We start from the raw sequence: 13,476 nt of genomic DNA on the forward strand, positions 1-13,476 counted from the left end.
GAATTAAAAAACATGTGGAATGAGGTATTAAATTGAAACGCAATGACAATTTATCATTGAATAAGGGGATGATAGGGCCAGAAAATATTGGACCTACATTTCCGATTCTTCCACCAATTTATATTCCAACAGGAGAAACAGGTCCGACCGGAATAACGGGAGCAACCGGAGAAACGGGACCGACCGGAATAACGGGACCGACCGGAATAACGGGAGCAACCGGAGAAACGGGATCGACCGGAATAACGGGAGCAACCGGAGAAACGGGATCGACCGGAATAACGGGACCGATCGGAATAACGGGAGCAACCGGAGAAACGGGACCGATCGGAATAACGGGAGCAACCGGAGAAACGGGACCGACCGGAATAACAGGTTCAACGGGAATAACGGGACTGACCGGAGTAACCGGGCTAACCGGAGAAACGGGACCAATCGGAATAACGGGACCAACTGGAATAACAGGACCAACGGGAGTAACTGGAGCAACAGGTCCTACTGGGGGTATTGGCCCTATAACAACAACCAATTTGTTATATTACACTTTTGCAGATGGAGAGAAACTTATATATACAGATACTGACGGGATACCTCAATATGGTACAACAAATATTTTGTCTCCTAGTGAAGTTTCTTATATTAATTTGTTTGTTAACGGAATACTGCAGCCACAACCATTATATGAAGTGAGTACTGGTAAATTAACTTTATTGGATACGCAACCACCATCGCAAGGATCTTCAATTATATTACAATTTATCATTATTAATTAAAAGGACAGATCCTTAATGAAAAGGAATCTGTCCTTTTTGTTTCATATTTAAATAGTTAAAATTAAGTGAAGGTACATTCAATTTCTAGATGTTATAAATGGTTGAATGATAGGAAATTTACTTTCAATCCTTTTCATTGTGTATTGGAATAAAATATAGAATGAATTTTTCAATATATTATATGAGAGTTCTCTATGATACAAACGGCTTCATGTTTAAAAAGAGACCACAATTTTAGTAAAGAAATAATGTGAATTTATATGTAAAAAATGGCACCGTTAATTGTTGAGTATATTCAAATTAATATGTGTATTTGAACCTAAGAGATAAACGTGGAAAAATAAAATAAACTCTTAAGTTTAGGTATTTAATCTAAGCAGTCAATTATTAAAAACATATAATTAATATGTGAGTCATGAACATAATTAAATAGCGTTTGCAAGTTTAATTATATTTCATGTTTCCTATTTTAAGTCAATGTATAACACATACTCTTTTACAACTTTATGATCCTTATAATAGGAAAAACTCAAATATAAAACAAGTAAGGAGGACATAAATGACAAGTAATAATTGTTTTGGTCATAACAACTGCAATAATCCGATTGTTTTCACTCCAGATTGTTGTAAAAATCCACAGTCAGTTCCTATTACTAGGGAACAATTAAGTCAATTAATTACTTTACTAAACTCATTAGTATCAGCTATTTCAGCATTTTTTGCAAATCCAAGTGATGCAAACAGAGTAGCGTTATTCAATTTGTTTAATCAATTTTTAATTTTCTTAAATTCCTTATTACCTTCCCCAGAAGTTAATTTTTTGAAACAATTAACTCAAAGTATTTTAGTTTTATTACAATCTCCAGCTCCTAATTTAGGTCAATTGTCAACATTATTGCAACAATTTTATAGCGCACTTGCACAATTCTTCTTCGCTTTAGATCTTATCCCTGTATCCTGCGACTCAAATGTCGATCCTGCAACTTTACAAGTTCTTTTTAATTTATTAATTCAATTAATCAATGCTACTCCAGGTGCAACAGGTCCAACAGGCCCAACAGGTCCAACAGGTCCTGGAGGTGGAGTAACAGGTCCAACAGGCCCAACAGGTCCTGGAGGTGGAGCAACAGGTCCAACGGGAGCAACAGGAGCAACAGGAGCAACAGGCTTAACAGGAGCAACAGGAGCAACAGGTCCAACAGGCCCAACAGGTCCAACAGGTCCAACAGGAGCAACAGGCTTAACAGGAGCAACAGGCTTAACAGGAGCAACAGGTCCAACAGGCTTAACAGGAGCAACAGGTCCAACAGGTCCAACAGGAGCAACAGGAGCAACAGGCCCAACAGGAGCAACAGGTTTAACAGGAGCAACAGGTGCAACTGGTGGCGGAGCTATTATTCCATTTGCTTCAGGTACAACTCCATCTGCGTTAGTTAACGCGTTAATAGCTAATACAGGAACTCTTCTTGGATTTGGATTTAGTCAGCCTGGTGTAGCTTTAACTGGTGGAACAAGTATCACATTAGCATTAGGTGTAGGTGATTATGCATTTGTAGCACCGCGCGCAGGAACTATTACGTCATTAGCAGGTTTCTTTAGTGCAACAGCTGCATTAGCTCCACTATCACCAGTTCAAGTGCAGATACAAATATTAACTGCACCTGCAGCAAGCAATACGTTTACAGTACAAGGCGCACCTCTATTATTAACACCAGCATTTGCCGCAATAGCGATTGGTTCTACAGCATCAGGAATCATAGCTGAAGCTATTCCAGTAGCGGCTGGGGATAAAATACTGTTATATGTTTCATTAACAGCAGCAAGTCCAATAGCTGCAGTTGCTGGATTTGTAAGTGCAGGTATTAATATCGTTTAATTTGTTACAACGTTTAGTAGGAAATTAAACAGAGGTTTGTATATAGTCCTTCCTAAATTTAGGAAGGACTATATTTTTTGGGGGAATAGGTAATAAATCAATTGAATAATCACTCTTTGTTAAGTTCGTATAAAAAGTATAATTTATCCTTTCCTATTTAAGGAATAAGTTATGTAACATAAAAAAATTCCGGTCAGCAAAAAAAGATGAATTCTTTTACAAAAGAATTCATCCATAAAATAAACTATTTATTTTTATTACAGTTACATCCTTTTTTCTTTACATAGCCTTGCTGAGTTAAGTCTCTTTGCGATTGGGAATTGGAAGATTGGGAATTGGAAGATTGAGAGGATGCTGAAGAGCTACTATTTTTATTATAAGAGTAGTTTTTTCGATAGTTATAATTACTCATAGTACTATCACCTCCAATTTAATATATAAATATTATATGTATGTATACTATCAATTGTTACTATTATTAATAGGAAGAGAAGATACAATAAAAAATCTCCTCGGTATTTTCCTAGGAGATAAATGATGATTATTTTGAAAATTTACAAATTAATAACCCCAGTACAGAGGAAAGTAATAAGAATCTTGGCGATAGGGATTAGGCTGTTGAGTAAGGGGGTGGATTGGATAATTTTTCATTTCACGGTTTTGATTGCAGTTTGCCGGAGGACCAATTACAGTAGTTGATTGAATAGGAGAAATCGCTTGTTTCCATTGTTGTTCATTGAGGCAGTAAGTATGGGCCATCATATGAGCCGGAGTTAATCTTAAAATGTCAGAACCGAAAATAACTTCTGGCGCTGGGGCATTGAAAATAGCTAATAAATGAGTATTATCTGCTGTAGCAATTTCATAATGCCACCACGCTTGTGGAATGTTGGCAACTTGCCCCGGTTTTATCGATAAGTTTAATATTTGATTCGTAAATGGATTAAGTAAAGAAACAACAGCAGACCCTGAAATACAATAAACAAGTTCAGCTGCATTTTGATGAATATGTGGTTCTACAACATTTCCTGTACTTAAATAAATATCTAATAAAGAAGTATTTTCTAAAGTATTTAATTGTTTAATGCCAAGTACATTTATATAATTTTGGGCATCTTTCTGAAAAAAATTACTTTTATTTACATCATAAGTAAAATTAGTTGAGGGGGAGGTATAGTCGATGTTGGCAGTCAATTGTATTACCCGCCTTTCTATAGGTAAGTTAGGTTACAAAATTAGGATATGTGTCTAGTCTTTGTTTTGTGCTGTTGTCGATAACTTAATAAATTCACTTATTCCATAAAGAATAAGGTATTAAGATTAAACTATATTCGTATTCCCATTCATACTTTGGATTGATGGAAAAAAGTAATGAAAATGTTAACTTAAAATTACATCAATCATTTATAAGGAGTGAATGTTCATGTCATTTAGTGAAATGATTAGAAATGAAGTACTCAGCTGGGCGGGTGTTTCTGAAAAAACGCATCGATTTGGTGGTATTGAAATAAATTATGGCAAGAAAGAACTTGGCCATCTTCATGGTGATAAATTAGCTGATTTACCATTTCCGAAGTTAAAGCGAGATGAATTAGTGAAGCAGGGATTGGTAAAACCACATCACGTATTACCTGAATCAGGATGGATCAGTTATTATATAAAGAGTGAAGAGGATATTCCATTTGCAATTGAGTTATTTCGTATGCAATATGACCGAATTAAAAAGTAATGAAATAAAGTAGGATAATAAAAATTTATTTTTATGTCACATCCCTCCTTAATCGTTCGTCTTGTATGTAGAACGATAAGGAGGGATTTTATTATGAATACATTTGATATAGCAATTGTTGGCGGTGGGCTTGCTGGATTAACAGCATCTATATATTTAGCGAAAGCTGGAAGGAAAGTGATTGTATTAGAAAAGTCGAGTCAATTCGGTGGCCGAGGGATGACTATAAATAAAAATGGAATCTGCATGAATCTTGGTGCACATGCTTTATATAGAGGCGGGGCAGCGTTTATAACTTTTAATGAGCTCGGTATGAATCTTCCAGGTGGAATACCATCTACAAAAGCACATGGAATATGGAAAGGGGATATATTCACCATCCCAACAGATTTTCGCTCAATTTTATCAACACCACTACTTTCGTGGTCTGCAAAAGTACAATTCTCACGTCTTATGATTCGTTTAGGAAATTTAGATGTAGGAGAAATTCCAAAAATGAGTCTAACTACATGGGCAGAAAATGAAATAAAAGATCCAATGGTTCGCAATATCTTTTATGCGCTATGCCGGACGACAACATATACGTTTGCTCCTACAATACAATTAGCATCATCTGTACTAAAGCAAATACAGCTTTCTATAAAAGAAGGAGTGCTTTATGTAGATGGTGGTTGGGAAACGATAATAACAAAATTAAGAGCTATAGCGAACGATGCCGGCGTGCAATTTTTGGCTAAAAAGCATGTTTTGGAAATAGAGCATTACGAAGATAAACAAAGAATACATTGTGTTGATGATGAGGTTTTTGAAGTAGGTACAGTCATCGTGACGACTCCGCCGAAAGAAGCTTGTAAAATAATAAAAGGTGCAGAAGGAACAAGTTTGCATAGGTGGAGTGAACAATCGGTACCGGTTACTGTTGCTGCATTAGATATTGGCTTGAGACAATTACCCAATCCTACACATCAATTTGTATTAGGATTAGATCAACCTATATTTTTCACAAATCAATCGAGAGCAGCTAAATTAAGTGAAGATGGATCAATTGCAGTGAGTCTAATTAAGTACCATAATCCTGTGCTAGCGATGAATCATATTCATGAAGATAAAGAACAGTTGGAAAGTACGATGGAGTTGTTACATCCAAATTGGAAAAGAGAAGTTGTTGCACAGCAATATTTACCGAAAATAACAGTAGTACATGATTTTCCTCATATTGACCGTGTTGAAAAACCGGGCCCAAATATACCTGAAATGCCAGGTATTTATGTTGCAGGAGATTGGGCAGGGCATGATGAAATATTAGCTGATGCTGCGGTAGCAAGCGGGAAACGTGCAGCGTTACACATTTTAAAGCAATATGAAAGTGAGGTAGTTCATCATGGAAACGGAGCAGTTATATGAAGCGTATCAACCATTATTATTTTCGTTAGCATACAGAATTCTTGGGAGCGTTATGGATGCTGAGGATATCGTTCAGGATGTATTTATCTCGCTAAATAATATAGAAGATCCTCAATCTATAGAAAATATGAAAGCATATTTATGTAAGATGGCGACAAATCGTTCAATTGATAAATTACGATCGGTAGCGCATAAACGTAACGTGTATGTAGGGATGTGGTTACCAGAGCCACTTGTAGAAGAGAGTGATGAGCCATCAAAGTCATTTATAATGAAAGAATCCCTTTCCACCGCATATTTATTACTTTTACAACAACTATCTGAGGTAGAAAGGATTGTTTTCATATTAAGAGAGGTTTTCAGTTATGAATACGAAGAAATAGCTTCAATTGTTGATAAGAGTAGTGTGAACTGCAGGAAGATCTTTCAACGTGCACGAAAAAGCATTTTGGAGAAACCGAAGCAATCAAAATTAAGCACGGAGAAAATGGCTTCTTATGTTGAAAAGTTTGTATCATCATTACAGTGTGGGGATGAGGAAGGTATGTTAGAAGTATTAAAAACAGATGCTATACTCAAAGCTGATGGTGGTGGTAAAGTTACGACTGCGATTAATCCGATTTATTCTGCGGATCGAATTATGCGCTTGTTCTTTGGGATTGCACAACGATTGACAGAAGAGTACACTGTTGATTTCAAAATGGTAAATGGTATGCCAGGAGTTATAGTTACAATAAATAATAAAGTAACGTATGTTCTTTCGTTTGCATTTGAGGATGAGAAAATTTCAAATATTTATATGATGGTTAATCCTGAAAAACTTATGCATTTAAATGTAAAAATATAAAAAAGCGCATTTCTTCAGAAATGCGTTTTTTATTATTTTTCTAACATTTCAAGAGGTACATCTTTTTCGCCAGCTACCTCAAATTTAATTTCCCCGTCTTCTTCATAAATACGTGTAATAATCGGTATAGTAATCATTAATTTTTTATGCTGCTTTCGTTTTCGAGCAGCATCTAAGCTAATCACGTTCATTTGTAAGCATCCTTTCTTCTGGAAATATATAAACAAAGAAAATGCGTCCGAAAAGGGCGCTTAATTGAATTTGAAATACCGATTCATTTAAATGGGGTTTATATAATTTAATAACTGCAATTTTAATATGAAATAATATGAATGGAATAATTGCACGTAGAAATTAACTTTACCAAAAAACGAAACAATATGCTATAAAAAATTATAAATCTTTGTCATATAACAGGAAAAAGGTTTTTGTTTCGCATATAATAAAAAGTAGACGGGCAGCAAGAGCTTTTTCATCATATTGCTTGGAAAGGCGATGAAAAGAATGGATACAGTAGATTCATTATTATTGCAACTTGAACAATATGGAGAAGAGCATGATCGAAATAAAAAAACAAGGGAAGAAAAATTACGGAATGTTTCTCGTGAGATGGGGCAATTTTTATCAATTTTAGTAAAAGGGTGTAATGCAAAAAACATCTTAGAAATTGGAACTTCTAATGGTTATTCTACATTGTGGTTAGCTAATGCGGTAGAAGAAACGAATGGAAATGTAACGACTGTAGAGCTTTCTTCAGAACGAGTTGGAGAGGCACTTGTCAATTTTGAAAAGGCAAACCTGTTACAAAGAATCGATATTCATAATCAAGAAGCCGGGGCATTTTTAGATTCGCAATTAAATCATTCATTTGATTTTATTTTCCTAGATTCAGAGCGTACGCAATACATGTGGTGGTTTGAGCATATAAAACGTATGTTACAACCAAAAGGTTTTCTTGTTGTTGATAATGCAACTTCTCATGCGAGTGAATTAGGTGAGTTTATAAAAATGATTGAAGAAGATGATACGTTTGAAACGGTGTTATTAGCGTTTCAAAAGGGAGCATTTGTAGCTCGCAAAAATAAATAAAAGTGAGCGTAATAGAATTATCACATTGAAAAAGGGTGAATGTCAAAAGATTGAGTGTAGCACGATTGAAAGAACGTAAATTATTTAGGAAATATATGAAGAATCCGCCTTCAGCATGTAGTTCTCTAGGTCTTAAGTCTGAGGAAAATTATGTTGATTACAGGTATACTTATAGTAAGAAACAGGGAATGACTGCATAAACAGACATTTCTAAAAAATCGATTTCAAGCAGGCAGAATGTATATGAAATACGATATAATTGATGAAATATAGTGCATATGAATTCGCACATATAAATAAAGGAGCGATTTTGTTGACTGAACTCGAGAAAAAAGAACCTGTATCCATTGTGAAAGATAATAATGTAGAAGTAGTAGTTGATACAGTTATAAAAGATGCAGAATTAGAGGAACTAAATAAAGAAGCTGATCTTTATGTACAAAAGTTAAATAGCGAGCAAAATACAGATTTATCAAAAGTATTGTCTCAGCTAGGAGATTTAGGGGATAAAGAGCAACAAGCAGCAGGACAAACGTTATCAGCTTTAAAACGCCCTGTAACAGCGATGATGAATGGGAAAAATGAAGAAATTCCAAATACATTGTTAGAATTACGAAAAGTGGTATCAGAGCTTGATCCCAATTCACTTAAAGCAAGTGGTATGAAGAAAATAATGTTTAAAGTATTCAAGAAAAATCCACTTGAAACATACGTGCATAAATACCAATCTATAGATAAACAAATCGAGGAAATTATTAGATCCCTCCTAATTGGTCGTGATAACCTACAAGAGGATACAGTTGGTCTTGAAATGTTAAAAGAACAATCGCACGATAAAATTCATGCTCTTGATAAACAAGTATACTTAGGGAAAAAGCTTGCTGGCATGCTTGAAGCTGAAAAACAAAACCCAGAGCGTCAAAGGGATATTCCGTTAATTAACGATGCATTAGAAAAGATACTTGTACGTACACGTAATATGCAGCAAGCGAAAAGTGTATTATTACAATCTATAGCTTCTGTAGACATCATTAAGAAAAACAATGAAAAATTAACAGAGGCAATACGTAATGCGATTACGATGACGCAAAACGTTGTAACAGTTTCAGCTGCTATTCAGCTAGCATTAACGAATCAACGTAAAACAATTGATGCCGTAAATGCGACGAATGAAGCAATTGAATCGATGGTGTTAAGTAATTCTCAAGCGTTAAAACAAAATACAGAAGAAACGACGAAATTGCTTGAGAATCCTGCTATTAGCATGGATAAATTACGCGAATCATTCCAAAATGTGTTCGCTGCAATTGAGGCATCTGAAAAATCGTCAGAACGTATTATTGAGTCAAGTAAGAAGTTTGTTATTGAACTAGACACATTTAATGATGAGATGAAGCAGAAACTCATTCAGCGTCCAAGGAAATAACGGATTATTAGAGGAGGTGAACAAATGAGTTTCATTCAAACAGTACTATTACTACTCGGTACATTGCTTTTAATAGCATTTACTGTCGTTGTTTTAGTCGTATATTTCGGACGGAAACTGTATTTTTCATGGACGAAGCCATATAAAAAAGCGCAAGATTCTTTAGATAAGTTATCAAACAAATCAATACCGTTTCTACAAGAATTTACACAACACCCACTGTTTTATCGCTGGATTCGCACCGAAGGAAAGAAAGAACAAAATATACTAAATACTCTATTCTGTGCATCAGGTCAACGTACGAGAGAACAAGTCTTCTCGATGTTACCGAAAGAAAAGCAGAAAAAAGTGCATGTAATGGCAAAAACTACGAAAAAGCTTACAAGTGAAGATATCGATGTGGCTGCGATGAAAGTGAAAGATTTCTTAAGACAAGAAACGCAGCAAACTGTAAAACCGACAGACTTATCATTTTATAAATTGTATTTTTATGACCGTTATCCAGACGCATTAAATACAATTCAAGCGTATAAACGCTCAATAAATCCTTCATTACAAAGAACGGTTGATGATATTACAATTTCAGTATTAAATGCACTTCCGTACTATCAAGAGCAACGCATGTTTGAACAACAACATAAACTTGAAACGTTCTTAATGAAAGATTTAACGGCCATGTTATCGTTGGTAGTACAATTACCACCTTCACAAAGACCAGAGAAGGAAGAAGAATTGAAAATCTACTTGGAAAATTTCAAAAAAGAAATGGAAGTAGTAGAGCGAGATATTCGCGACTCAATTGATCATGATTTAAATGTGAAGATGAGAGCAGCGACTGAGAAGTTTAAGAATAAATAACAAAAAGCGCCTTAAAAGCTAAGTATCACAGCTTTAAGGCGCTTTTTGTTATGAGATTTTATTTTGCTCTAACGGTAGTATGACTAGAAGCCACACTTTCATTATGCAATCGATCAACTGCAGTTACGACATACGTATACATTTCTCCAGAAATAACGGTTTTATCTACATAAATTTCTCCAAGTTTTGTTTTTCTTACAGTAGTAAGTAAATTTTTAGGATTTTGTATATCCACTTCATTTTGCCCATTCGCGCGGTAAATAGCGTAATAAGCAGAATCATTATCTCTATTATCAATGATACCGATTGCAATACCTTCATTTCTTGGAATGGCACCTTTTAATGTCGGTTGTTTTGGTGCATCATGATCAATCCAAGGCATAGGCGGGATTAATGCAGGATGTATATATATGTCTTTTGAGAGTCTATCTTTAACTCCAAGTGGATTGTTATTAATATCTTTTAAGCTAAAATGCATACTACCTTTTATTTCAGGATATAGCCGGTTTAATGTAATTTGTCTTGGATATTCTTCTGGATCAGACCAAGCAGAGACGGAGTTATTATTAATTTTATAGGCCGCTTGACCGATGTATAGGTGAATCGGTTTGTTATTTGTTTCTTTAACCCACCAATCTACTAATATGTCATATGCAGCTGGGGTGAAACCTATATTCCAATATATTTGCGGTGTAATGTAGTCAATATATCCTTTTTGTATCCACTCACGTGTGTCAGCATAAAGGTCATCATAGTTTCTTTGGCCTGCGGTTGTGTTAGAGCCAGTCGGATCGTCAGCTATATTTCGCCATACACCGAACGGACTAATGCCAAACTTTACGTATGATTTTTCTTGTTTTATAGCAGTATTTAAATCTTTTACAAGTTCATTTACATTGTTACGTCGCCAATCTTCTATATTTGTAAATTTACCGTTATTATATGTTTCGTATGTTTTCTGATCTGGAAATTCTTCACCGGCTACTTTATATGGGTAAAAATAATCATCCATATGCAGCGCATCAATATCGTAATTTTGTACGATTTCTAAAGCACCTTCTGTTATAAATTTTTTCACTTCTGGAATACCGGGATTGTAATATAACTTTCCGCCATAAGGTACAACCCAATTGGGGTGTTGCCCTGCAGGGTGATTATTTGATAATCGATTTATATCAGTGTGATTCATCGTTATTCGGTATGGATTAATCCATGCGTGGAATTCTATATTTCTTTTGTGTGCTTCTTCAATCATAAATGCAAGTGGATCGTATCCGGGGTCTTTTCCTTGTGTACCCGTAATGTATTCAGACCAAGGGCCGTAATTTGAGGGATAGAAAGCATCAGCTGTTGGTTTAATTTGTACAACAACTGCATTCATACCAGTGCTTTTTACATCGTCTAATAATCTTATAAATTCTTGTTTCTGCTTTTCAATAGGTAAGCCAGTTTTTGTGGGCCAATCAATATTCAGAACTGATGCGATCCATACAGCACGTAATTCATGTTTTTTGTACGTAGTATTTACTTCAGCATAAGTAGAGTGAGGGGAAATGAAAGAGAAAGGGATGAACAAGATGACGATACAACATATCATTAATAAACGTTTAACGATCATTTATACGCCTCCCTATCATATGATTATTTAAAATAATATCTGAGGTGAGGTTGGCCTTGCAATAGAGAAAATTACACATTGAAACATTAATTTAATAGGAAAAATATTTTTAATGAAATTTACTTTCATTATAACTAAATTCATTTACTACTTCATATGCTTGTTAGTAAAGTGAAACTTCCTTTCATTTGAAGGGTAATAAATTATAAGTATAGGAGGATTAATAAATGAAGGTTTTGTTTGTCTGTTCTGGAGGAATGTCCAGTGCAATTGTTGTAAACGCTTTAAAAAAAGAAGCGGAGAAAAATGGTTTGAACATGGAAGTGCATGCAATTGGAACGAATGAGGTAGAGGAAGAAGTAAAGAATGGCTGGGATGTCGTAATGGTGGCACCTCAAATAAGACACCGATTTGACTCTGTAAAAAAATTTGCAGAGGAGGAATCTATTCCGTGTGGCATCATTCCACCGCAAGCATACACGCCGCTTGGAGGCCCGACTTTATTAAAAACTGTAAATGAATTAATCAGTTAGGGGGAAGCGTTATGAATAAGTTTGTCACGTTTCTTGATAAAAACTTATCTGGCCCGATGGCAAGGCTTTCTGAGCAGAGGCATCTACAAGCAATCCGTGATGGAGTTATTTCGGCGTTACCATTTATTATAGTAGGAAGCTTCTTTTTAATAGTAGCATTTCCACCACTGCCGAAAGATAGTTTCATATCGGTTTGGGCATTAAAGAATCAAACAAGTATATTAATACCATATCGTTTAACTATGTTTATTATGTCCTTATATATAGCATTTGGAATAGGATATAATTTAGCGAAAAGTTATAAATTAGATGCTTTATCAGGAGCACAGCTTGCGGTATGTTCACTACTTTTAACATTAACGCCTGAGTTAATTGATAAAAAAGGATTTATGCTTCCAATGACAAACCTCGGAGGTCATGGATTATTTGTGACGATGATTGTCTCTATTTTATCAGTTGAGATTTTAAGATTTTGTAAGAAGAATAACGTAACGATAAAAATGCCAGAACAAGTACCACCGTCAGTATCACGTTCATTTGAAGCACTTATACCTGCAGCATTCGTTATTATTATTATGAGTCTTATTACAGTCGTTTTTAAAGTTGATTTACATTACGTTGTAGATAAACTAGCCGCACCGTTAGTAAAAGCTGGTGATAGTTACTTTGACGTTATTATACCTGTATTTTTAATTACGTTTTTCTGGTCTTTCGGGATACACGGAGTATCAGTTGTAGGTACTGTGGCAAGGCCGCTTTGGGATGTGTATTTAGGAAAGAACGGTGAAGCTGTAGCAAGTGGAGCGAGTCATTTTCCGTTTATTGCACCAGAACCGTTTTATCAATGGTTTATTTGGATTGGTGGTTCGGGCGCAACGTTAGGGCTTGTGTTAGCTATGATCGTATTTGGTCGATCAAAATATTCGAAAGCATTATCGAGAACGTGTATTGTTCCGGGGATTTTTAATATAAATGAACCGGTTATATTCGGTTTGCCGATTGTATTAAATCCAATTTTAATTATTCCTTTCGTCATTACACCGTTAGTAACAGCTACTATAGCTTATGCTGCAACAGCGATGGGATTTGTAACACCAACGCATATTATGCCGCCATGGACATTACCTGCTCCAATTGGTGCTTATTTAGCAACAGGTGGAGATTGGCGTGCGATTGTATTAGTTTTTATAAATATAACAATATCGTTCCTTATTTATTTACCATTCTTTAAAATGTACGACAAAAATATGCTTGAAATTGAAAAGAATGGTGACGGGGAATCTGTTAATCCTTAATCTGCATGCTATTATTTTGAGTGATAGA

Annotated in this window: 13 protein-coding genes; 10 read left to right on the forward strand and 3 right to left on the reverse strand. The window is 35.2% G+C overall.

Annotated elements, in window-relative coordinates; translation table 11 throughout:
• Nucleotides 1–32 precede the first annotated feature (32 nt).
• Together ASE54_RS05110 and ASE54_RS05115 are read left to right on the forward strand one after the other, a co-directional pair.
• A complete protein-coding gene (locus tag ASE54_RS05110; protein WP_000827728.1) occupies nt 33–773 on the forward strand; it encodes a DUF4183 domain-containing protein in 741 nt (246 codons plus the stop codon).
• A 559-nt stretch (nt 774–1,332) separates the two neighbouring features.
• Entirely contained in the window at nt 1,333–2,649 is a 1,317-nt protein-coding gene (locus ASE54_RS05115; protein WP_014895243.1) for an exosporium glycoprotein BclB-related protein, read from the forward strand.
• Nucleotides 2,650–3,210: 561 nt separating this feature from the next.
• Here the strand turns inward: ASE54_RS05115 and ASE54_RS05120 are convergent.
• Nucleotides 3,211–3,843: a cupin domain-containing protein gene (locus ASE54_RS05120; RefSeq protein WP_000126312.1), complete on the reverse strand. Its 633-nt coding sequence runs from the start codon at nt 3,841–3,843 to the stop codon at nt 3,211–3,213.
• A gap of 229 nt (nt 3,844–4,072) precedes the next feature.
• Here ASE54_RS05120 and ASE54_RS05125 point away from each other — a divergent pair, with 229 nt between their 5' ends.
• The 3 genes from ASE54_RS05125 (at nt 4,073) to ASE54_RS05135 (ending at nt 6,629) form a co-directional block, all read left to right on the forward strand.
• Entirely contained in the window at nt 4,073–4,378 is a 306-nt protein-coding gene (locus ASE54_RS05125; RefSeq protein ID WP_000010327.1) for a luciferase family protein, read from the forward strand.
• 93 nt (nt 4,379–4,471) lie between these two features.
• A complete protein-coding gene (locus ASE54_RS05130) occupies nt 4,472–5,782 on the forward strand; it encodes an FAD-dependent oxidoreductase (RefSeq protein WP_001091191.1) in 1,311 nt (436 codons plus the stop codon).
• The gene (locus tag ASE54_RS05135; RefSeq protein ID WP_000447150.1) at nt 5,760–6,629 is read left to right on the forward strand and encodes a sigma-70 family RNA polymerase sigma factor; all 870 of its coding nucleotides are present in this window, start codon (nt 5,760–5,762) and stop codon (nt 6,627–6,629) included. Before ASE54_RS05130 ends, ASE54_RS05135 begins: the two co-directional genes overlap by 23 nt.
• A 32-nt stretch (nt 6,630–6,661) precedes the next feature.
• Here the strand turns inward: ASE54_RS05135 and ASE54_RS36210 are convergent, their stop codons facing one another.
• Nucleotides 6,662–6,820, reverse strand: coding sequence for a hypothetical protein (locus ASE54_RS36210; RefSeq protein ID WP_001100984.1), 159 nt, complete (start codon nt 6,818–6,820; stop codon nt 6,662–6,664).
• Nucleotides 6,821–7,124: 304 nt separating this feature from the next.
• Here ASE54_RS36210 and ASE54_RS05145 point away from each other — a divergent pair, with 304 nt between their 5' ends.
• The 3 genes from ASE54_RS05145 to ASE54_RS05155 all read left to right on the forward strand — a co-directional run bounded on the left by ASE54_RS05145 (nt 7,125) and on the right by ASE54_RS05155 (nt 10,002).
• Entirely contained in the window at nt 7,125–7,718 is a 594-nt protein-coding gene (locus ASE54_RS05145) for a class I SAM-dependent methyltransferase (RefSeq protein ID WP_002082794.1), read from the forward strand.
• A 313-nt stretch (nt 7,719–8,031) separates the two neighbouring features.
• On the forward strand, nt 8,032–9,144 hold the full coding sequence (locus tag ASE54_RS05150) for a toxic anion resistance protein (protein ID WP_000137396.1): 1,113 nt from the start codon (nt 8,032–8,034) through the stop codon (nt 9,142–9,144).
• Nucleotides 9,145–9,168: 24 nt separating this feature from the next.
• Nucleotides 9,169–10,002, forward strand: a complete 834-nt coding sequence (locus tag ASE54_RS05155) for a DUF3974 domain-containing protein (protein ID WP_000008362.1) — start codon at nt 9,169–9,171, stop codon at nt 10,000–10,002.
• Nucleotides 10,003–10,060: 58 nt separating this feature from the next.
• Here the strand turns inward: ASE54_RS05155 and ASE54_RS05160 are convergent, their stop codons facing one another.
• The gene (locus ASE54_RS05160; protein WP_000636024.1) at nt 10,061–11,620 is read right to left on the reverse strand and encodes a family 10 glycosylhydrolase; all 1,560 of its coding nucleotides are present in this window, start codon (nt 11,618–11,620) and stop codon (nt 10,061–10,063) included.
• A 227-nt stretch (nt 11,621–11,847) separates the two neighbouring features.
• Between ASE54_RS05160 and ASE54_RS05165 the strand changes: the two genes are divergently transcribed.
• A complete protein-coding gene (locus ASE54_RS05165) occupies nt 11,848–12,153 on the forward strand; it encodes a PTS sugar transporter subunit IIB (protein WP_000865903.1) in 306 nt (101 codons plus the stop codon).
• Between the two features lie 11 nt (nt 12,154–12,164).
• On the forward strand, nt 12,165–13,448 hold the full coding sequence (locus tag ASE54_RS05170; RefSeq protein ID WP_001032287.1) for a PTS sugar transporter subunit IIC: 1,284 nt from the start codon (nt 12,165–12,167) through the stop codon (nt 13,446–13,448).
• Nucleotides 13,449–13,476: the final 28 nt, after the last annotated feature.

Source organism: Bacillus sp. Root131 (assembly GCF_001429475.1).
Taxonomy (GTDB): Bacteria; Bacillota; Bacilli; order Bacillales; family Bacillaceae_G; genus Bacillus_A; species Bacillus_A thuringiensis_S.